Origin of the sequence: Bifidobacterium vespertilionis, from assembly GCF_008698145.1 — a bacterium.
Classification (GTDB): Bacteria; Actinomycetota; Actinomycetes; order Actinomycetales; family Bifidobacteriaceae; genus Bifidobacterium; species Bifidobacterium vespertilionis.
In genome coordinates this window covers 26,507-47,764 of sequence record NZ_RZNZ01000010.1, presented here as the reverse complement: position 1 = coordinate 47,764, position 21,258 = coordinate 26,507, and the positions used below count along the sequence as shown (strand labels likewise).

The window sequence follows — 21,258 nt, the reverse complement described above, 5'->3', positions numbered from 1 at the left end:
GAACACTATGAGTGACGGTGAAATGCATCTTCTTGACCCTGCCCCCTTCGGCCGCATCCTGCCCGCTATGGTGACCCCCATGAAGTCCGATGGCTCGGTGGATTACGAGGCCGCCCAGCACTTGGCGAAGTCCCTCGTGGCGGACGGCGCGGACGGTCTGGTGGTCAACGGCACCACGGGCGAATCGCCCACCACCCACATGGATGAGAAGGTGGAGCTGGTGCGCGCGGTCAAGGAGGTCGTGGACGTGCCGGTGATCTCCGGCGCGGGTTCCAACGACACCGCACACACCGTCCGCATGGTCGAGCAGACCCAGGAGGCGGGCGCGGACGCCGTGCTCGTCGTCATGCCGTATTACTCCCGCCCCAGCCAGGACGGCGTCGTGGGCCATTACCGCGCGGTGGACGAGGTGGCCGAAAAGCCGATCATCGTGTACGATGTGCCGGGCCGCACCGGGCTGAAGGTGAGCGTGGAGACGTACGATCGTCTCGCCGAACTTGAGCATGTCAAGGCCGTCAAGGATGCCACCGGCGATCTGGCCGCGGCCGTGGAGAAGCAGCAGCGCACCGGCCTCGCCTGGTATTCCGGCGACGACGGGTTGTTCCTGCCCTTCCTGTCCATCGGCGCGGTGGGCATCATCTCCGTCATCGCCCATGTGGCCTCCAACCCCATGCGCCAGCTGGTCGAGGCCTTTGATCGCGGCGACATCGCCACCGCCCGTCGGCTCGCCAACCAGCTCGCCCCGCTGGTGCACGCCCTGAACGGGGACGGCTACCAGGCCGTCATGGCCAAGGCCGCGTGCAGGATCAAGGGCACCCTTTCCAGCACCGCGATGCGTCTGCCGAACGTCGGTCCCAACGCCACGCAGCTGGACAAGGCGGAGGAAGGCATGCGCGCCGCCGGACTGCTCTGAAAGACGTCGCCCCCGCGTGAGGCGGAGGCAAAGATAAGGAAAATCCAGAACACAAGAATGGTTAGAAACAACACCAGAAGAAGCAATGGACGGTCCAGGAGGACCTCGAAACCCGCCACTTCCCCGCAGCAGGACACGCATCTGATCGCACCCCCGAAGTACCGCAAGGGCTCGATGCGCATCGTGCCGCTCGGTGGCCTTGGCGAAATCGGTCGCAACATGAACGTGATCGAGTACAACGGCCACCTGCTGCTCATCGACTGCGGCGTGCTCTTCCCCGAGGAGGAGCAGCCGGGCGTCGATCTCATCCTGCCCGATTTCAGCTACATCAAGAACCGTCTGGACAAGGTCGAGGCGCTGGTCCTCACCCACGGTCACGAGGACCACATCGGTGGCGTGCCCTACCTGCTCAAGCTGCGCGAGGACATCCCGCTGATCGGCTCCAAGCTCACGCTCGGCTTCGTGGACGCCAAGTGCAAGGAGCACCGCCAGAACCCCACCAAGGTGGAGGTCCAGGGCCGCGATCGCCTGAAGGTGGGTCCATTCGACCTTGAGTTCGTGACCGTCACCCACTCCATCCCGGACGCCTTGGCCGTGCGCGTGAAGACCCCGGCCGGTTCGATCATCGACACCGGCGACATCAAGCTCGACCAGCTGCCGCTCGACCACAAGATCACCGATCTGGTGGAGTTCGGCAAGCTCGGCGAACAGGGCATCGACCTGCTCATGATGGATTCCACCAACGCCGAGATTCCGGGCTTCGTCAAGCCGGAGACCTCCATCGGCCCGGCCCTCGACCACGCCTTCGCCGAGGCTACCCGCAAGATCATCGTCGCGAGCTTCTCCTCGCACGTCCACCGCGTCCAGCAGGTGGTGGACACCGCCCACAAGTACGGCCGCAAGGTGGTGTTCGTGGGCCGTTCGATGGTCCGCAACATGGGCATCGCCGCCGATCTGGGCTACCTGCACATCCCCGAGGGCACCGTGATGGACCTCAAGCAGGCGCGCGACATCCAGGACGACAAGCTCGTCTACATGTGCACCGGCTCCCAGGGCGAGCCGATGGCCGCGCTCGGCCGCATCGCCGACGGCGTCCACCCGGACATCTCGGTCAACGAGTTCGACACGGTCATCCTGGCCAGCTCCCTGATCCCGGGCAACGAGCACGAGGTGTACAAGGTCATCAACAAGCTTGTGCAGCTGGGCGCCCGCGTGGTCAACCGCGACAACGCCGCCGTGCACGTCTCCGGACACTGCAACGAGGGCGAGCTGCTGTACATGTACAACATCGTCAAGCCCAAGTGCGCCATGCCCATCCACGGCGAGAACCGCCATCTGGTGGCCAACGGCCTGATCGCCGTGAAGACCGGCGTGGACCCGCAGAACGTGGTGCTCGCGCAGGACGGCGATGTGGTGGACCTCTACCACGGCCGCGCCGCCGTGGTCGGCTCCGTGCCGTGCGGCTACGTGTACGTGGATGGCGATTCCGTGGGTGAGCTCACCGAGGAGGAGCTGGAGAAGCGCCGCATCCTCGGCACCGAGGGCTTCGTCTCCAGCTTCGTGGTGGTCGATACGGACAGCAGCGAGGTGGTCAGCGGCCCGAAGATCTTCCTCAACGCCGTGGCCGAGGACGCCAGCGAGTTCGAGCAGGTGCGCAAGCAGATCGTCTCCGTGCTGGAGGACGCGATGATCCACGGCACCAAGGACGTCCACAAGCTGCAGCAGGTCATGCGCCGCACGCTGGGCAGCTGGGTGGCGCGCAAGCTGCGCCGCAAGCCGATGATCGTGCCGGTGGTGGCGGACATCGCCGCCGCGGACGATGGCGGCGCCGTGGAGCAGTAGGCCGTCCAGGCCGTCCGATCGCCAGGGCGGCAGCGGTTTCGGGAGAGATGCGGGGAAAGCCTCGCATCTCTCCCGATTCGTTCGTAGGAACTTGCCGATTTCGCAAGGGCCCGTCAACTTCGTAAGGGCCCGCCAACTGCGCAAGGGCCCGCAGCCAACCGAGAACACTTCAATCAGAGAACAACAAACCCAAAAGGAGCACACATGCCAGGAGCAAACCTCACCCGCGTCGAAGCCGAGGAGCGCGCGGGCGTCGTCGCCGGTCCCATCCACTACGCCGTCGATCTGGACCTGACCGTGGGCGCGAAGGACTTCGGGTCCGTCGCCACCATCACCTTCGGCGCCAAGCCGGGCGCCACCACCTTCCTCGACCTCATCGCCGACGAGGTGAGCGAGGTCACCCTCAACGGCAAGGCCCTCGACCCGTCCGCCGTCTTCGCGGACAACCGCATCGAGCTGGCCGGCCTGGCCGAGACCAACGAGGTCACCGTCAAGGCCCTGTGCCGCTATTCCAACACCGGCGAGGGCCTGCACCGCAGCGTCGACCCCTCCGACGGCAACGTGTACCTGTACTCCCAGTTCGAAGTCCCGGACGCCCGCCGCGTGTACGCCGTGTTCGACCAGCCCGACCTCAAGGCCACCTTCGACTTCACAGTGACCGCCGCCAAGTCCTGGCTGGTCACCTCCAACATGCCGGTCGCCTCCGTGACCGAGCTGGACGCCGTGACCGCCGAGGGCACGCTGGGCGACCACGAGGCCGAGACCACCAAGCGCTGGGTCTTCGAGACCACGCCGAAGATGAGCTCCTACCTGACCGCCATCTGCGCCGGCCCGTACGCCGAATGGCACACCGAATACGCCAACGAGGACGGCCGCACGGTGCCCATGGCCCAGTACTGCCGCCAGTCGCTCGCCGAGGCCTTCGCCAAGGACGTCGACTACCTGTTCGATATCACCAAGAAGGGCTTCGCCTTCTACGCCAAGACCTGGGGCGTGCCCTACCCGTACGCCAAGTTCGATCAGATCTACGTGCCCGAGTACAACGCCGGCGCCATGGAGAACATCGGCATGGTCACCATCCGCGACCAGTACGTGTTCCAGTCCAAGGTGACCGACGCGCTGGCCGAGCGCCGCGTGGTGACCGTCCTGCACGAGCTCGCCCACATGTGGTTCGGCGATCTGGTGACCATGAAGTGGTGGAACGATCTGTGGCTCAACGAGTCCTTCGCCGAGTTCACCTCCACGCTCGCCACCGCCGAGGCCACCGAGTGGCACGACGCCTGGGCCACCTTCTCCTCCGGCGAGAAGAGCTGGGCGCTGCGCCAGGACCAGCTGCCCACCACGCACCCGATCGTCGCCCCGATCAACGACCTGCACGACACGGAAGTGAACTTCGACGGCATCACCTACGCCAAGGGCGCCTCCGTCCTTAAGCAGCTCGTCGCCTACGTGGGCCGCGACAAGTTCTTCGAGGGCATCAACCACTACCTCAACAAGCACGCCTACTCCAACGCCACGCTGGCCGATCTGCTGCACGAGCTGGAGCTGTCCTCCGGCCGCGATCTCAAGGCCTGGAGCGCCCAGTGGCTCGAGGAGTCCGGCATCAACACCATCGCCGCGGACGTGACGACCGACGCCGACGGCGTGATCACCGAGCTCAAGCTCACCCAGACCGCGCCCCAGGACCACCCGGTGCTGCGCGCCCACCGTCTGGCCATCGGCTTCTACGACGAGGATCCGGCCACCGGCAAGATCGTGCGCACCGATCGCATCGAGCTCGACGTGGACGGCGAGACCACGATCGTGACCGAGGCCGCCGGCAGGAAGCGCCCCGCCGTGATCCTGATCAACGACGACGATCTGACCTACACCAAGATCCGTCTGGATGTGGCCTCGCTCGACTACGCGGTGAAGAACCTCTACCGCTTCGACGACGCCCTGGCCCGCTCCGTGATCTGGCTGAGCCTGTGGGACATGACCCGCGACGGCGAGTTCGAGGCCTCCCGCTTCGTGGCCCTGAGCCTCAAGGCCCTCGGCACCGAGACCGAGTCCACCACGTTCCGCTACGCGCTGGCGCAGATCAGCACGACCGCCCACCACTACGTGGCCCCCGCCCGCCGCGACGTGACGCTCTCCAGCGTGGCCGCCGGCCTGTGGACCCTGGCCGCTGAGGCCGAACCCGGCTCCGATCAGCAGTTCCAGCTGGTCACCGCGTACCTGGGCTACGGCACCGAGGAGGACGAGACCTTCGCCCACCACGCCGAGGGCCTGTTGGACGACTTCGTGCGCTTCAAGGGCCTCGAGATCGACAACAACTTCCGCTGGACCATCATCTCCGCGCTCGCCAACACGAACAACATCGACGTGGATGGCATCAACGCGGAGCTGGCCAAGAAGGAGACTACCGAGAACCGCGAGTTCGCGCTGGGCGCCCGCGCGGCCATCGCCACCGCCGAGGCCAAGGCCTGGGCATGGGACGAGGCGCTGCACAATGAGGAGCTGACCAATATGCAGCTCGAGGCGATCGCCCGCGGCTTCGCTGCCACCCCGCGCCCCGATCTGGCCGAGCCGTACGCCGCCAAGTACTTCGAGACCGTCGACTGGATCTGGAAGAACCGCACGTACCACATGGCCGAGGCCCTGCTCAACGGTCTGTACCCGATCTACGCCGACCCGGAGACCCTGACCCGACTGGGCGACCAGTGGCTCGAGGAGCATCAGGACGCCGACCGCGCGCTGCGCCGCATCATCATCGAGAACGTGGCCAGCTCGCACCGCACGCTCAAGGTGCGCAAGTACAACGAGAAGTAAGCCTCACTGAGCCCCTCTCAGGCGCCCTGCTTTCGCAAAGCGGAACGTTTGGTTCGTTTTCGGCCCCCCAAATCGGGCTCAAAACGGACCAAACGTTCCGCTTTGTTTGTTGTATGGTCCTTTACTCGCCTTCATCCAGGGCATCGAGAACCGGATAGATGTGTGCGGCGAAGTTCGGCAATCCGGATTGCAGCATGAGGTGGGTGTAATCCTCCGGTGTCTGCGGATATCTTCGGTAGCTCCGCAATGCCGTATGACAGATCCATCCCACCTTTCCGGGATCAAGATCGAGCACATCAAGCAGGAAATCATCCGGGTGCCTGACCTCCATATGCAACGGTTCGGTGGACGAGGGCGGGAAATCCTTGAGGTTGAATGTCACCAAGGTCCCCGCGGGCGAATGATCGGCGGCGGCGAGCACGTGACGGTCCTTGGGATCGCATGTCATGCCCTCGATGAGGGTTTCATATCCGGTGACCATGGCATCCGGGAACACGGTGGTCATGACGTGTATTCGCTTGTTCGCCCGTTCCTCGCCGATTCGGATTGTCAGATTTCTATGCAGTTCCCCAAGCACGTCCTTTGACCAATATGGTGTGAAGAACCGAGCTTCGGCCAGACGAAGGATCAGATCGTTGACGGCTTCCCCGAACAATGTGCATGTGTCGAAAAATACGGGGAAGCTCATGGACGTCTCCCTGCCTGAATGGTCTTCATCGTGAGATCAGTGGATTGCCGAGTGTGTCATCGGGGTTTTCGCCAGAGGCCAGATCATCAAGCAGATCAAGGTTCCTCCGATGGCGGTCATCCGCGTATCGCTGCAGGTCCGCCAGCAGCACGCGACGATGCCGACCGACCTTCTCAAACGGGATGTCCCCCTCCTCAAGCATTTTGACAAGGGTGGGGCGGGATACGCCAAGGAAATCCGCCGCGTCCTGCGTGGTGAGTTTGGTGTCGTATGGGGCGATGAACACGGCCTTGCCGCGGGACAGCTGTTCGGCCACCGTGAGCAAAGCGTCCGCCAGCTCGGGTGTGAGCGGTCTCGCCTGTCTGCCCGGCACCTTGAGGGTGGCGATGGGGAAATCCTCCCGAGCCGTCATGCTGTTGAACTCGACATCGAGGCCTGACAGCGCCTCCGTGATGTCCATGAGCTGGCGACGATCGTCCGCATTCGGCAGAACCGTCATGGACTCCTTGGCTATACTGCGTGCGCTCATGATCATGCCTCCTGTGCTGATGCGATCGATGTGTCCAATCCTTATTATATCCATAAACGAAATATTCGAAAATATGGGTGCGTCCTTGTTGAAGGCGCTCTGGAGACGAACCGCATGCGGCCATATGCGACCGAATTGGGCAGGAATGCGCGGGGCGGCGCGATTCGGCGCATTCGGTTGGGTACGATGGTTCAGGTATTGGGAAGCCCGGGGCGCCAGGCCGCGGGCGGTTACTAGCGAGGATGTGGAACATGCCAAAGATGTTCGGTACCGACGGTGTTCGCGGTTTGGCGAACAAGGATCTGACGGCGCGGCTGGCGTTGGATCTGGGAGATGCGGCCGTGCGCGTGCTGGGGGATTCCGGCACCAAGGACGATCAGCCGGAGGGCCGCCGTCGTGCGCTCGTGGGCCGCGATACGCGCGTGTCCGGCGATTTCCTGGCCGCCGCGCTGTCCGCCGGCATGGCCGCGGGCGGCTTCGACGTGATCGACGCGGGCATCATCCCCACCCCGGGCGTGGCCTACCTGACCTCCGTGCTCAACGTGGAGATGGGCGCGGTGATCTCCGCCTCCCACAACCCCATGCCGGACAACGGCATCAAGTTCTTCGCGCGCGGCGGCTTCAAGCTGCCGGACAGCAAGGAGGATGAGATCGAGGCCGTGCTGGGCCAGGACTGGAAGCGCCCCACCGGCGCCGGCGTGGGCCGCGTGAGCCACGACACCAAGACCGCCACCGACCTGTACATCGACCATCTGGTCTCCACGATCGCCCCGCTCGGCGCGGACAAGGTGCAGCCCAAGCCCCTCAAGGGCCTCAAGATCGTGGCCGACTGCGCGAACGGCGCCACCTCCGTGGTGGCCCCCACCGCGCTGCGACGCGCGGGCGCCGAGGTGATCGTCATCAACGCCTCCCCGGACGGCTACAACATCAACCGCCACGCCGGCTCCACGCACCCCGAGCAGCTGCAGGCCATGGTCAAGGCCTCCGACGCGGTGATGGGCGTGGCCTTCGACGGCGACGCCGACCGCTGCCTCGCGGTGGATGAGGACGGCAACATGGTCAACGGCGATCAGATCATGGGCATCCTGGCCCGCTCCAAGAAGCGTCAGGGCAAGCTCAACCACAACACGCTCGTGGTGACCGTGATGAGCAACCTGGGCCTGAAGCTCGCGCTCAAGGACATGGGCATCACCACCGTGCAGACCGCCGTGGGCGATCGCTACGTGCTCGAGGAGATGCTGCGCGGCAACTACTCGCTGGGCGGCGAGCAGTCCGGCCACGTCATCAACCGCGAATTCGCCACCACCGGCGACGGCACGCTCACCGCGCTCACGCTGTGCAACGAGGTGGTCCAGTCCGGCAAGAGCCTCAAGGAACTGGCCGCCGACTTCCCGCAGCTGCCCCAGCAGCTGGTCAACGTGCCCAACGTGGACAAGATGGCCGCCACCACGAACGCCAAGGTGCAGGCCGCGGTGGAGCGCGAGAGCAAGCTGCTCGGCGACACCGGCCGCGTGCTGCTGCGCCCCTCTGGCACCGAGCCCGTGGTACGCGTGATGGCCGAGGCCGCCACGCAGGAGCAGGCCGATGAGGTGTGCGCCCGTCTGGCCCAGGTGGTGGCCGACGAGCTGGCGCTGTAGGCCGGATCGGATTCGGGCGGCCGAGGCACAAGGGCAATAAGGCATACGGATAGACATACAGGTACAAGGAGAACCGCGCGCATGTTCGGAAGGAACGCGAAAGTCGACATCGAGCTGACCAACGAGATCGAGCAGCTGCTCAAGGAGGGCGGCAAGGAGAAGGTCCTGCCGATCGTGCAGGCCGGAGAGCCCGTGCTGCGCCAGCAGTGCGTGCGCTACGACGGCCAGCTGCGCAAAGGCACACTCGCCAAGCTGATCGACGTGATGCACACCACGATGCTCGAAGCGCCCGGCGTGGGCCTCGCCGGTCCGCAGATTGGGCTGAACCTCGCCATCGCCGTGGTGGAGGACCACATCCGCGACGACGCCGACGACCCGCGCGAGATCGCCGAATTCCCGTTCCATGCGATCATCAACCCGAAGTACGAGCCGGCGGGGGAGGAGACCCGCAGCTTCTACGAAGGCTGCCTGAGCTTCGACGGCTATCAGGCCGTGCGCCGCCGCTGGCTGGACATCACCGCCGAATGGGACGATGAGAACGGCCAGCACCACAAGGAGCACCTGCACGGCTGGCCGGCGCGCATCTTCCAGCACGAGACCGACCATCTGAGCGGCGAGCTGTACATCGACCGCGCGGAGATCCGCTCCCTGACCACCTATGAGAACCTCGAGGACCTGTGGTGCGAGGACCCGGTGCCCACCGAGGCCGCCAAGGAGCTCGGCTTCGACCTGTGAGCGGGTTTCCGCCGTCATCCTGAGCGAGTGAGATCACGTCATCCTGAGCGAAGCACGTTTTTTCCCGTCATCCTGAGCGAAGCGTGTTTCCCTGTCATCCTGAGCGGAGCGCGGAGTCGAAGGATCCTTAATTTGTGCAGAAGGTTAAGGATCCTTCGACTCCGCGCTCCGCGCTCCGCTCAGGATGACGAAAGGGAAACCGCTGCGCTTCGCTCAGGATGACGGCGGGGAATCCTGCGAACTGGGCAGATCGGGACGCTGGTTTTGCAAACTGGGCAGATCTGGGTTGCTAGAGCCCCAAATCGGCCTCCAGATGACCAGATCTGCCCAGTTCGTGAGTGCAACGGCCGGATTTGCCCAGTTTGCGCTACCAGCTAGGTCAAACTGGGCAGATCGGGACGTTGGAATGGAGCGCGTGGGCGCATAGTTAAGGATCCTTCGGCTCCGCTATGTCCTAATGGCTCAGTGCTTAGGATGACGGAAAAAAGAGGGTTCCGTTCAGGATGACGTTGTGTTGCTCCTCCGCCGTGTCCCAGTCGATGACCGCTTGCGCGTCATTCGCCGCGTGCATCTTGCCGCGGATGTTGCAACGGTGGCTGCGCGATGATTGCCGATTCGTGCGGGTTTGATGAACAGCGCCGTGCGTGGGTCGATTTCTGCACGTGTGTGCAGAGGGCGTCCCCGCCGGTTTCGGTTCGGCCCCATTGGTTGGGCTCATCGGGATCATGGGCGAAGGAGCTGACGATGGGACGATTGGGCGTGCGTGGGGTCGTGGCCGTTGCGGCTGCTGTGCTGTGCCTGTCCGGTTGCGCGGGGATGCCGTCGGCTGGTGGCCGGCCGGCGTCATGCGCGCGACCACACCACGGCTTCGACGCCCGGACGCAGGTCCGCAAGGGGTCCACGGGCCGAATGCTCGCCGCGCGCGGCGCCCATAATGTCAGCGTCGAACGTGAACGGCGAGCCATCCGGCTTCTCGAAGCGCTCCTCGACCACGCGCGGGGTGCCGAGGTCGGCGGTGCTCACCACGCGGCCCGCGCCAAGCGGGAAGGATGGGTCCCCCGTAGCGCCGGTCGTCGATCCGGTCGCCGAATCGTCCGTCCGAAGGGTCAGCGTCACATGGCGTTCCGAGTCCGCATCGCCGCGCCCGGTCACCTCGACGCGCGCAGGTCCGTCCAGTGTCATCGCTCCGGTCTCCCCCAGCAGCGGCCGTGCCCCGCCCAGATACGTGTTGTCGCGCGCGAGCACCGGCTGCGGCACATCGCGGAACCGCTCCTCGTCGCCGCTGCTGTCCACGAACTCACGCACCAGCCGCTCATAGCCCTCCACATCGACGGGCCGCTCGCCATGTTCGCCCGAACAGCGGGGCATGTCGCGCTTTGCCTGCAGATTGTAGACGCGCGTGCCGTGGCCCTCCACGTGCCAGTGCTTCTGCTCGTCGGAATCGGGCGCGCTGCCGGCGGGCTTGACGAACACGTTGTTGATGAAGCGGTCGTCGCCGCCGTAGACGAATGCGGAGCCGGCCACCTCGGTGGTGTGCGGGAAATGATAGGGCGTGGAGCGGTCGAGCACACGCACAAGCCGCAGCTTGCCGCCGATCAGATTGTTCACGAACGCGCCGCCGTCGGAGAAGACGTCCAGTGCGATCGGCGAGGCGAACACGTTGTCGCTCACCGTGTACGGTCCATGGCTCACCTCCACCATCACGTCGCGCGAGTTGTCCCAGAACACGTTGCGGTCGATGTGCGTGCCCTGCGTCTGCCAGTCGAGCCACATGCCAAGCGTGCAGTCATGCACGTTGTTGGCGCGGATCACCGTGTCGACGGCGGCGTGCAGCTTGATGCCGCCAATCTCGTGCCCCCAGAACTCGCGTCTGGTGGCGATGTTGTAGATCTCGTTGCCCTTGATCACGCCGAACGCGCAGCCCATGTGGCCCACCACGCCGTTCTGCCCGCAGTCGTGGATCACGTTGTTGCGCACGATGTGCCCGCCGACCACGCCCCTGGCCCAGCCGAAGCGCAGCGCCTTGAACACGGCCTCCATCTGGTACTGGTAGCCGGACTTGCGCCGCGTGCGCGTGGAGTCGTTGTCCCCGGTGGAACCTTCCTTGCCCAGCGATACCGCGGAGCACTTGGCGTCGTGGATGTCGTTGTCCTCGATGATCCAGCCGCGCGACCAGTGCGTGCCGATCAGGCCGATCTGGTCGCCGGTCGGCGGCGCCCACGGACTGGCGGCGCGGGCGAGTTCGAAGCCCCGCACGGTGATGTGGTTGATCTGCGGCTTGGAGGGGTAGAAGCACGACTCGCGCACGTTGGCCTCCACCTCCTCGACGTTCGGATCGGCGCCGCCGAAGTTCGCCCAGATCGTGGTGGTGCCGTCTGCCCGATTGCCGCTCACCTGCGCGTACCACACCAGCGTGGTCGCCTTGGGCGGATCGGCCACGGCCCCGTTGGCGCCCAGTCCGGAGTCGAATCCCACCGTGCGGGGCATGGGATGGCGTACCTCGGCCAGGCTGAACGCCTCGTAAAGCGCGTGGCCGTTGAGATACACCTGGCCCAGATGGCACGCGGGACGCTCCGGATAGCCGTCCGCGGCGGCCTCGGGACTGAGCGCGTCGTCGCCGACCCGCACCGCGCGGGCGTGCGAACTCGCATCCACCACCCAGTCGCCATACACCGTGCGCGCGTAGGGGTTGAATGCGCCGAACATGGCATTGGGCAGTTCGGCCCGCCACACGCCGTCGCCCTCGGCGATCCAGCCCCGCACGCGTTCGGAGCCGGTGATCAGCGGCCGTTCGCCGTCGGCTGCACGGTAGACGATCGGTCGGCCTTCCTCGCCGCCGTACTGCGGATCGACGCGTTCGCGGTAGACGCCGGCGTGCACGATGATCTCGTCGCCGGGCCGCGCGATGGCCGCCGCCTCGTTGATGGTCCGGAATGGGGCGGCGACGGTGCCTTCGCCCGCGATGTCCGATTGCCGCGCCACGTGATAGGTGGTCATATGCGCTCCCTCGTCAGGTTCGGATCATGGGACGCCGGTGTCACGGGACCGTGATCGGGTCCATGCCTCAATCAATGATAAAACCATTGAACTTACTTCGGCCACAAACCCGGGCGAATCCGCAGCCGATCCCACCATGTGGGACCCGACATCAATCGGAGCCAGTCCGGGGCCGAAGGCAGGCGGACGATGGGAGGTCCGATATGACCAACACAACCAAGGCAACCAAGACGTGGCCCATCAACACGGCGCCGTGGCTGGAATCCCGTGCGCAGTCGCGCAAGGCCTGCCGCGTGATCATCGACAATGACTTCGCCGGCGACCCGGATGACCTGTTCCAGCTCGTCCACCACCTGCTGTCGGAAACCGCCGACATCCGTCTGATCGTCTGCTCGCACCTGCATGCCGGCGACTTCCTCCACTCCTCCCCGCACTCCGCCGCCGACGGCCGCAAGCGCGTCGAAACCCTGCTCGGGCTCCTTGGCGCGCGAGATGACGACGGCATCGTGGTCACCGGCTCCGAGCTGCCGCTGGCCGACGCCTCCACCCCTCGGCCCAGCGAGGCATGCGAGGCGATCATCCGCGAGGCGATGCGTGACGACACCGATCTGCCGCTCTACTACGTGGCCGGCGGCGGCGTGACCGATCTGATCAGTGCGTCGCTGACGGAGCCTGCCATCGCCGGGCGCATGAGCGTGGTGTGGATCGGAGGGCAGGAGTATCCGGGGTTCGCGCAGCCGCCGCTCGGCCGTTTCGCCAAGGAGTACAACGCCGAGATCGATCCCTTCGCCGCCCGTGCGCTGCTGTGCGATTCGGCATTCCCCCTGTGGCAGGTGCCGCGTGACGTCTACCGGCAGTGTCTGGTCTCCGTGGCCCAACTGCGCGAACGGCTCCGCCCCCTGGGCCCGCTCGGCGGGTTCCTGCTCGATGAGATCGATCGCATCCGGTTCGGCGAGCGCTACGGCACCCAGCCCACCGGAGCCTACTGCCTCGGCGATTCGCCGCTGGTGGGTCTCACCGTGCTGCAGACCCCATGGGACACCGCTCCGGCCTCATGCAGCTGGTTCACCGTGGCCGACGATCCGGGCGTCAAACTGAACGCCGACGACCGTCCGCTGCCCCCGCACGTCACCGCCACCAATCAGGGACGCATCCACGTCGTCACGCATGTGGACACGTGGCTGCTGTTTGAGGATCTCTACGCCAAGCTGGCCGCCTTCGGCCGATGGATCGACGCGTGACGCCGGCCGGTCACCAGCCGAGGTCCTGAACCGGGTCGGAATCGTACAGCACGGCTTTGTTGCTGGCCACCTCGCAGGAACGGACGTTCACGTCGAGCTTGTCGAACGAGAAGGCATCCGCCCGACGTTCCCGCCGATAGTCGTCAACCGTATACGATTTCGGAATGAACTCGGCGCGATGCAGGCAGTCGACCATCTGCTCATCCGAATCCTGATACAGTCCGGGGTTGCCGACCTGCGCGTTGTACACCATGACGACGTACAGCACCTCGGCCGTGTTGCATGCCTGGGCGGCGGACAGAAAGGCGCCGGCCTTCCGTTCGCTGCCCGTCACTCCCATCTGGGCGTACAGTCCATTGGGATACTTGACGAGCTGCGGCTCGGGCTGCCCCTTGCCCACCACGCACTGCTTGTAATTCGACCACGCCCGTTCATAATCGGCCGTCGATACTTCGCCGGATCGCACCGACTCCTCCAGAATCTGGATCTGCCGATCGGACACCTTGCTGGATTGCTTGGCGAACCGGAGGTTCTTCTCCGTCCACTCCTGCAATGACGACGCATATCGGCTCAAGGTCTCCCGCGTGATGATCTCCGGGCTGGGCGTGGAACCGGACGCCGCGGCGGAGCCGCTGGAGGACGAGCCACCCGCCGACGGCATCCCCGCGCAACCGGACAGACACAGCACAACAGCAGCCGCAACGGCCACGACCCCACGCACGCCCAACCGTCCCATCGTCAGCTCCTTCGCCCATGATCCCGATGACCCCAACCATAGGGCCGATCCGAAACCGGCGGGGACGCCCTCTGCACACACGTGCAGAAATCGACTCACACGCCGTCCCGTTCACAAAACCTGCACGGATCGGCAATCATTGCGGACGGGAACGCCCGGACGCAATGCGGGAGCGATACGATGATCATCAAAGCACGTGCCGTGCAGGAGGGAGGGGCTATGGCGACCGCATCCACACCATTCACCATAGGCGTCGCCAGCGCGGATACGCTGGCGCTGCGCATGCTGCGGATCATCCTTCTCGACCGCATTCCGGAAGCCACGCTGCTGTGGTGCGAAACCACCGGAAGGGCGGCGGTGGAGCATTGCGCCAAGGACGCGCGCAAACCGGATCTGGTGCTGATCAACCTGGTATTGAGAGGCCTGCAGGGATTGAACTCATGCCGGCTCATCCGACGGGGATCATCGCGGATCAAACTGCTGGTCATGCAGACCGTGCCGGACGCGCACGCACGCGACAAGGCGATCCGGGCCGGGGTTCAGGGACTGGTGGGCAAGGACGACGACACCGTGCTGGTGAACGCGATCCGCAGCATCGCGGCCGGCGGCACGATGGATGGATTCGACACCGCCCCGCACGCCCATGATGCATTGGTGGGGCAGCTGGGCCAGCATAGGGGCCAGCATAGGGGCCAGCTCACCAAACGGGAGATGGAGATCATGGACATGATCGCCGCCAACATGCCCGCCGAGACCATCTGCGCGACGCTCGGCATCAGCCCGGAGACGCTGCGCAGCCACCGTCGCAACATTCGAAACAAGATGCACGCGGCGAATGACGCGCAGGCGGTCATCGACTGGGATGCGGCGGAGGAGTAGTGCCTCCGTCATTTCGCGACAAAGCCATAGTGCAGGAAGTCAAGGATCCTTCGGCTACGCCCTGACGGGCTTCGCTCAGGATGACAAAAGCATATTCCGTCATCCTGAGCGGAGCGCAGTGGTTTCCCTTCCGTCATCCTGAGCGGAGCGCGGAGCGCGGAGTCGAAGGATCCTTTAATTTGTGCAGGAAGTTAAGGATCCTTCGACTCCGCTGCGCTTCGCTCAGGATGACGGGGCACGCTACGCTTCGCTCAGGATGACGGAGAGGGCCCGCCTAACGGCTCAGTGCTCAGGATGACGAGGGGGCACCGCTCGCAGGTCGAAGCGGCCGAAGGCGGTTTGCGCCGCCAAAGGTGCTTCGGTGCACCCGAGTGCGCTGCATAGAAGGTTTGACGTGCACTGCGGGGGCGCTTGCGGTGCTACCCTCGTAGATTGTGATCAATCTGCGCTCCCACACCACCCGACTCGGCGTGCTCGACATCGGGTCCAATACCGTCCACATGCTCATCGTCGACGCCGCGCCCGGCGCCCGTCCCGAGCCCGAGGCCTCCACCAAGACCACGGTGAGGCTCATGAAGTACCTCAAGGACGACGGCTCCATCAAGAAGTCCGGCGTTGACGCGATTCTCGAGGCCGTCGACCAGTGCATGAAGCTGGCCGAGGAATACGACATCACGCAGCTGCTCGCCATGGCCACCTCCGCCATCCGCGAGGCGCCCAACGGCAACAAGATCCTGCACAAAATCGAGGAGCGGATCGGCCAGGGCGTCACGGTCCTGTCCGGAACCGACGAGGCCCGACTGACCTTCCTGGCCGCCCGGCGCTGGTACGGCTGGGATGCGGGCCGACTGCTCGTGCTGGACATCGGCGGCGGTTCGCTCGAGGTGGCTATGGGCTCCGACGAGGAGCCGACCGTGGCGCTGTCCGTGCCCGCGGGCGCCGGCCGCATCACGTCCAAGTACCTGCCGGAGGGCACGGCCACCGGCGAGGAGCTGGAGGAGGTGCGCGCCCGCGTGCGCAAGATACTCGAGCCGATGGTCAAGAGCTTCCCCAAGTCCAAGATGCCGAACCATGCGGTCGGCACGTCCAAGACCTTCCGCTCGCTGGCCCGTCTGGCCGGCGCGGTGATGCGCTCGCCGGGCCGCGAGGACTCGTGGATCATGACGCGCGAGCAGCTTGAGGACTGGATCCCGCGCCTCGCCGCCATCGCGCCCGAGCAGCGCGTGGCCCTGCCCGGCATCACGCCGGAGCGCACGATGCAGATCGTCGGCGGCGGCATCGTGGCCGACGAGATCATGAAGGCCCTCAATGTGCAGGAGGTCGAGATCTGCCCGTGGGCGCTGCGCGAGGGCGCGATCCTGCGCTGGCTCGATCAGTTCGGCCGCACCAGGCTCGGCTTCTGAGCGGCCTTAACGTCATCCTGAGCGCAGCCGAAGGATCCTTCGTCATTTCGCAACAAAGCCATAGGGCGGGAAGTCAAAGGATCCTTCGACTACGCTACGCTCCGCTCAGGATGACGGAGGTGGTTTTTCGTCATCCTGAGCACTGAGCCGTTAGGCGGACAGCCCACTGGGCTGTCCGTAGGAGAAGGGAGCCGCCACCAAGGCGGCGACGGTCCGGCGTAGCCGGACACCGCAGGGCGGAGTCGAAGGATCCTTTGACTTTCTGCACATATTAAGGATCCTTCGACTACGCTCAGGATGACGAAAGCGACTCATCACAGACGTATTACCGCGTTTCAGGCGTTGTGGCCGTAAGCCTCGAGCTGCACCAGCGCGGCCCACGGGGACGGATCGTCGGCCTTGATCAGGTTGCCGACCTTCACCCAGGTCACGCCCTCGGCCTTCACCGGGAAGCGGTGCGGCTGGTCGCTCTTCTCCATGTGGACGGTCTGGGTCTCGCCATTGGAGAAGGTGAGATCGACCTGCGTCCACCAGTTGTCGTGCGGGAAGTCGGCGCGGGTGACGAGCACCACCTCGTCGAGATCGACCGGGCGGCCGAACTCCACGGTGATCTCGGCGTCGTCGCGGCTGTCGTTGCCCCAGGTGGCGAAGGGCCACAGGCCGTGGGAGACGTTGGCGGTGATGCCGTCGATCGCGTTGCGCGCGAAGAACACCGGCTCGTTGCGGGTCTCGGCGTTGGCGTGCGCGTGCGGGAAGACGTGTTCCTCATCGTGCTGGTCGATGGGGTTGACGGCCAGATTGCGGGTGGCGCCGGCCTCGTCGGCGGTGGCCGGATGCAGGGAGATCAGGTGCAGGTCGCCGGTGAACGCCTTGGGGTTGTAGGGGATGGCGGCGTCCTCGAACGGCACGGTGAACGTGAATTCGGGGGCGGTCAGGTAGACGAGGGATTCGTCGATCGCATCATCCACGCGAACCTGATAGTAGCCCGGCTCGGGCACGGTGAAGCGGATGCGGTCGCCAGGGGCATACGGTTCGCGGTAGACGAGTGTGGCGCGCTCGGCGGCATCGGTTTCGGCCAGCTTGGTGCCGGCCGCGTTCTCGACGGCGATGGACAAGGTCATCGTTGATCCTTTCGATTCGGAGAATGGTTCGTTCCCAGTATGCCATGCGGCCCGCCAAAATGAAACCGGTTTCACGAGGTGTTTTGCGTGTCGGGGCGGTCTCCAGGCGGTCTTCGTGGCCATCGCGTCAGGCCGGGCGGCTGGGTACCTTGGCGCCGGCCGGCATCACTGCTCGCGCAGTTGTTTGAGCTGCGCGCGGACCTTGGCGAGTTTCGCAAAGGCCTCGTTGCGCTTGGCAGGGTCCTTCGCGCGGGCATGGTCGCCCGCAAGCCGGGCTTCGTCGGCCTCGAGCGCGGCGATCAGGTCGCGCCGGGCGATGCGCTCGTCCAGGTCGGCATGATCGGCGCTGCCCAGGATCACCTGCGAGCACAGGCCGTCCCACACCTCGTCCATCGTGGTGCCCTCAAGCTCCACGAGCATGTCCGCGGGATCCTGCCACTCGCCGGTATATATGGAGAAGTGCTCCACATGCCCCGCACGACCGGGAATGCGCCGGCGCACGGCCAGCGCGCATTGCTCGCCGGGCTGGACGGGCTGGCTTGGCTGAGCGGACTGGACTGGGCGGTCGGACCGGCTCGGCTTGCTGGACTGGCTTGATTGTGCGGGTTTGCCGGCCGGTGAGCCCGCCTTGGCGTCGGCCTTCGCGGGGGAATCCGTCCGGTCACGCACACACACGAACAGAATCCCGCCCTTCCGCTGCGCCGCGATGTGCTCCACCACATCCTCCGGCACCTTCGCGCCGGCGCCGTTGAGCCGCAGCCCCAGCACCAGAATCTCGTGCACGCGCACGCCGTCGGCCACGCCCGCGTTTGCCGGCCGCAGCAGACCCAGCAGCGTGATCGATGCGACGTCGTTCACCAAGTGGGCCTTGAGTTTGGCAGAAATCAGCGACTTGCCCACGAAGGCGGCCTTGGGCAGGGTGCCCTTGGCGGCCGGTATCGCGATCGAGTCGGGCAGACCCAGTGCGGTGACGGATACGGTGCCACAGGTTGCGACTGACATCATTGGCCTTCCTTCCGGCGGCGCGCGGGTTCCGGAGCGGCTCCCGTGCGGAAACGTTGTCTCGCACTATACCCGCCGGTCGTGAACGCCGGTGCTTCGTGCGGGCGTGCCCTCCCTTCTCCGCCTCTTCCTTTAGCTATCGGCTCCGGCGCGTAGTTTCCGGCGGCGTTTGCGCGTAGTCTGGCGTAACTGCGTAGGTGAGGGCAGATTTGGCCCTTTGCAGAGTGGTAAACGCGCAATCGGGGGCGTCTCAACGCCGGAAGACCGGTTGCAAGCCCGAGTCATGCCGGTCCTGTTGAAATGGGCCAAGGAAGGGTGTGTGGCAGAAAAGCGCGGAATTTCAATGGTTTTCGCATTGGTGATGCGGATGCGGCGGAAGGCGAATGCGCTCCTATTTTCCGACTGTGCGCACCAAATACGCCCCCGGTTGTGTGTTTAGCATTCTGCAAAGGCTGAAATCCGCCCCCACAATGCAAGATAGCAGCGAGATAGCAGCCCGAAGGAGGGCTGCGGTGGGTCCGCGTTCCGTCTCGAAGGGGTCTCGTTCGCTTTGTACCAGCAATTTAGACAACACGCCGTCTAATGTTCGGCCAATCTTCAGTCAAGGTGAGGCACAATGGAGTCAACTCGGGCAATCGCCGTCGGACGTATCGCGGGTGAGGCTGCGGAAGGCGGCCGCGAAGCGGATATCGTCCCGCCGAAGCCCATCGAACCCGAAGGAGGGCGACATGTATTATTCCAGCGGCAATTATGAGGCGTTCGCGCGTCCCAAGAAGCCCACGGGCATCGACCACAAGAGCGCGCACATCATCGGCACAGGCCTCGCCGCCCTGTCCGCGGCATGCTATCTGGTGCGCGACGCGCGCATGCCCGGCGAGAACATCCACATCTACGAGAAGGACCCGGTCCCCGGCGGCGCCTGCGACGGCCTCAACATCCCTGGCACCGGGTACGTGATGCGCGGCGGGCGCGAGATGGACAACCACTTCGAGGTCATGTGGGACCTGTTCCGCTCCATCCCGTCCATCGAGAACCCGGATGTCTCCGTGCTGGATGAATACTACTGGCTCAACAAGGAGGACCCGAACTACTCGCTGTGCCGCGCCACCAAGGACCGCGGCCGGGACGCCGGCACCGAAGGCAAGTTCGGCCTTTCGGACAAGGCCTCCATGCAGATCATGAAGCTGTTCTTCACCCCGGACGAGGACCTGTACGACAAGCCCATCACCGACTTCTTCGACGACGAGGTCCTCAACTCCAACTTCTGGATGTACTGGCGCACCATGTTCGCCTTCGAGAACTGGCACTCGGCCCTCGAGATGAAGCTGTACATCAAGCGCTTCATCCACCACATCGGCGGCCTGCCGGACTTCTCCGCCCTGCGCTTCACCCGCTACAACCAGTACGAGTCCATGATCCTGCCCATGGTCGAGTACCTGAAGAAGGCCGGCGTGGACTTCCACTACAACACCAAGGTGGAGAACGTGGAGTTCGAGATCGGCGGGGGAGTGGGCCCGAAGCGCGCGGTGACCGGCACCGGCCAGGACACCATCCAGAAGATCCAGCAGGCCCAGTTCGCCCGCAACCCGTACTCCAGCCCCACCCGCAAGACCGCCAAGCGCATCGTGCTCACCGAGGCCGACGGCACCATGCGCGCCGTGGACCTCACCGAGGATGACTTCGTGTTCATCACCAACGGCGGCTGCGTGGAGAACTCCACCATGGGTTCCCAGACCGAGCCCGCCGGATGGAACCCGGACATCAAGCCCGGCGGCGGCTGGGACATGTGGCGCCGCATCGCCAAGCAGGACCCGAGCTTCGGACATCCGGACACGTTCTGCTCCGACCCGCAGGCCACCAAGTGGATGAGCGCCACCGTGACCACGCTGGACGGCGAGATCCCGCCCTATATCCAGAAGATCTGCAAGCGCGACCCGTTCACCGGCCATGTGGTCACCGGCGGCATCGTCACCTGCACCGATTCCAACTGGCTCATGAGCTGGACCCTCAACCGCCAGCAGCAGTTCCGCGACCAGCCCAAGAACGAGCTGTGCGTGTGGGTGTACGGCCTGTTCCCGGACAAGCCCGGCAACTACGTGAAGAAGCCGATGACCGAATGCACCGGCGAGGAGATCTGCGAGGAGTGGCTATGGCAGATGGGCGTGCCGGAGGACCGCATCCACGAGCTTGCGCACGACCACGCCAACACCGTGCCGGTCATGATGCCGTACATCACCGCGTTCTTCATGCCCCGCGCGGCCGGCGACCGCCCCGACGTGGTGCCCGACGGCGCCGTGAACTTCGCGTTCCTGGGCCAGTTCGCCGAAACCCCGCGCGACACGATCTTCACCACCGAATACTCCATGCGCACCGGCATGGAGGCCGTCTACACGCTGGCCGGCGTGGATCGCGGCGTGCCGGAGGTGTGGGGCAGCGTGTACGACGTGCGCAACCTGCTCAACGCCACCGTGAAGCTGCGCGACGGCGCCCCGGTGACGGACATGAAGCTCAACCTCGTGGAGAAGGCCGTTCTGGCCAAGGTGCTCAAGAAGCTCGACGCCACCGACATTGGCAAGCTGCTCAGGGAATACGGCGTGATCTGACGCGCCGGACGCGCCGGCGGAGCCAAAACGCAAGGGGCGGATGATTCTCGATTGAATCATCCGCCCCTTTGGATTTATGCATTACCGCGCTGCAATTCGCGCTGCGGTATTGCGCGAAACG

The 21,258-nt window shown here is 65.1% G+C and carries 15 protein-coding genes; 9 read left to right on the top strand and 6 right to left on the bottom strand.

Annotated features, from left to right (window positions below; translation table 11 throughout):
• Nucleotides 1-7: 7 nt before the first annotated feature.
• The 3 genes from dapA to pepN all read left to right on the top strand — a co-directional run bounded on the left by dapA (nt 8) and on the right by pepN (nt 5,566).
• Nucleotides 8-913, top strand: coding sequence for a 4-hydroxy-tetrahydrodipicolinate synthase (dapA, locus tag EMO90_RS07925; protein ID WP_150353967.1), 906 nt, complete (start codon nt 8-10; stop codon nt 911-913).
• Nucleotides 914-970: 57 nt separating this feature from the next.
• Nucleotides 971-2,755 carry a ribonuclease J gene (locus tag EMO90_RS07920; RefSeq protein ID WP_150353968.1) on the top strand — a complete coding sequence of 595 codons (1,785 nt, stop codon included), beginning with the start codon at nt 971-973 and terminating at the stop codon, nt 2,753-2,755.
• Nucleotides 2,756-2,959: 204 nt separating this feature from the next.
• Nucleotides 2,960-5,566 carry an aminopeptidase N gene (gene pepN, locus EMO90_RS07915; protein ID WP_150353969.1) on the top strand — a complete coding sequence of 869 codons (2,607 nt, stop codon included), beginning with the start codon at nt 2,960-2,962 and terminating at the stop codon, nt 5,564-5,566.
• A gap of 121 nt (nt 5,567-5,687) precedes the next feature.
• Here the strand turns inward: pepN and EMO90_RS07910 are convergent, their stop codons facing one another.
• Nucleotides 5,688-6,254 (bottom strand): PIN domain-containing protein, encoded by a 567-nt coding sequence (locus EMO90_RS07910; protein ID WP_150353970.1) that lies wholly within the window; start codon nt 6,252-6,254, stop codon nt 5,688-5,690.
• A 25-nt stretch (nt 6,255-6,279) separates the two neighbouring features.
• A complete protein-coding gene (locus tag EMO90_RS07905) occupies nt 6,280-6,783 on the bottom strand; it encodes a helix-turn-helix domain-containing protein (RefSeq protein WP_150353971.1) in 504 nt (167 codons plus the stop codon).
• 251 nt (nt 6,784-7,034) lie between these two features.
• Here EMO90_RS07905 and glmM point away from each other — a divergent pair, with 251 nt between their 5' ends.
• On the top strand, nt 7,035-8,420 hold the full coding sequence (gene glmM / locus EMO90_RS07900) for a phosphoglucosamine mutase (RefSeq protein ID WP_150353972.1): 1,386 nt from the start codon (nt 7,035-7,037) through the stop codon (nt 8,418-8,420).
• A gap of 81 nt (nt 8,421-8,501) precedes the next feature.
• Nucleotides 8,502-9,155 (top strand): peptide deformylase, encoded by a 654-nt coding sequence (locus EMO90_RS07895; protein WP_150353973.1) that lies wholly within the window; start codon nt 8,502-8,504, stop codon nt 9,153-9,155.
• Nucleotides 9,156-9,998: 843 nt separating this feature from the next.
• On the opposite strand, the gene EMO90_RS07890 is transcribed toward EMO90_RS07895, so the two are convergent.
• Entirely contained in the window at nt 9,999-12,152 is a 2,154-nt protein-coding gene (locus EMO90_RS07890) for a right-handed parallel beta-helix repeat-containing protein (protein WP_150353974.1), read from the bottom strand.
• Nucleotides 12,153-12,355: 203 nt separating this feature from the next.
• Here EMO90_RS07890 and EMO90_RS07885 point away from each other — a divergent pair, with 203 nt between their 5' ends.
• On the top strand, nt 12,356-13,393 hold the full coding sequence (locus EMO90_RS07885) for a nucleoside hydrolase (RefSeq protein ID WP_190971995.1): 1,038 nt from the start codon (nt 12,356-12,358) through the stop codon (nt 13,391-13,393).
• Between the two features lie 10 nt (nt 13,394-13,403).
• Here the strand turns inward: EMO90_RS07885 and EMO90_RS07880 are convergent, their stop codons facing one another.
• Complete coding sequence (locus EMO90_RS07880) at nt 13,404-14,129, bottom strand: hypothetical protein (protein ID WP_150353976.1); 726 nt, start codon at nt 14,127-14,129, stop codon at nt 13,404-13,406.
• Nucleotides 14,130-14,348: 219 nt separating this feature from the next.
• On the opposite strand from EMO90_RS07880, the gene EMO90_RS07875 reads away from it, so the two are divergent.
• Both EMO90_RS07875 and EMO90_RS07870 read left to right on the top strand, forming a co-directional pair.
• Complete coding sequence (locus EMO90_RS07875) at nt 14,349-15,008, top strand: response regulator transcription factor (protein WP_190971996.1); 660 nt, start codon at nt 14,349-14,351, stop codon at nt 15,006-15,008.
• A gap of 434 nt (nt 15,009-15,442) precedes the next feature.
• Nucleotides 15,443-16,411: a Ppx/GppA phosphatase family protein gene (locus tag EMO90_RS07870; RefSeq protein WP_150353978.1), complete on the top strand. Its 969-nt coding sequence runs from the start codon at nt 15,443-15,445 to the stop codon at nt 16,409-16,411.
• A gap of 335 nt (nt 16,412-16,746) precedes the next feature.
• Here the strand turns inward: EMO90_RS07870 and EMO90_RS07865 are convergent, their stop codons facing one another.
• Together EMO90_RS07865 and EMO90_RS07860 are read right to left on the bottom strand one after the other, a co-directional pair.
• Nucleotides 16,747-17,532: a carbohydrate-binding protein gene (locus EMO90_RS07865; RefSeq protein ID WP_150353979.1), complete on the bottom strand. Its 786-nt coding sequence runs from the start codon at nt 17,530-17,532 to the stop codon at nt 16,747-16,749.
• A gap of 165 nt (nt 17,533-17,697) precedes the next feature.
• Nucleotides 17,698-18,537: a DUF4391 domain-containing protein gene (locus EMO90_RS07860; RefSeq protein ID WP_150353980.1), complete on the bottom strand. Its 840-nt coding sequence runs from the start codon at nt 18,535-18,537 to the stop codon at nt 17,698-17,700.
• Between the two features lie 725 nt (nt 18,538-19,262).
• On the opposite strand from EMO90_RS07860, the gene EMO90_RS07855 reads away from it, so the two are divergent.
• Nucleotides 19,263-21,137: an oleate hydratase gene (locus EMO90_RS07855; RefSeq protein ID WP_150353981.1), complete on the top strand. Its 1,875-nt coding sequence runs from the start codon at nt 19,263-19,265 to the stop codon at nt 21,135-21,137.
• The last annotated feature ends 121 nt before the right edge of the window (nt 21,138-21,258 follow it).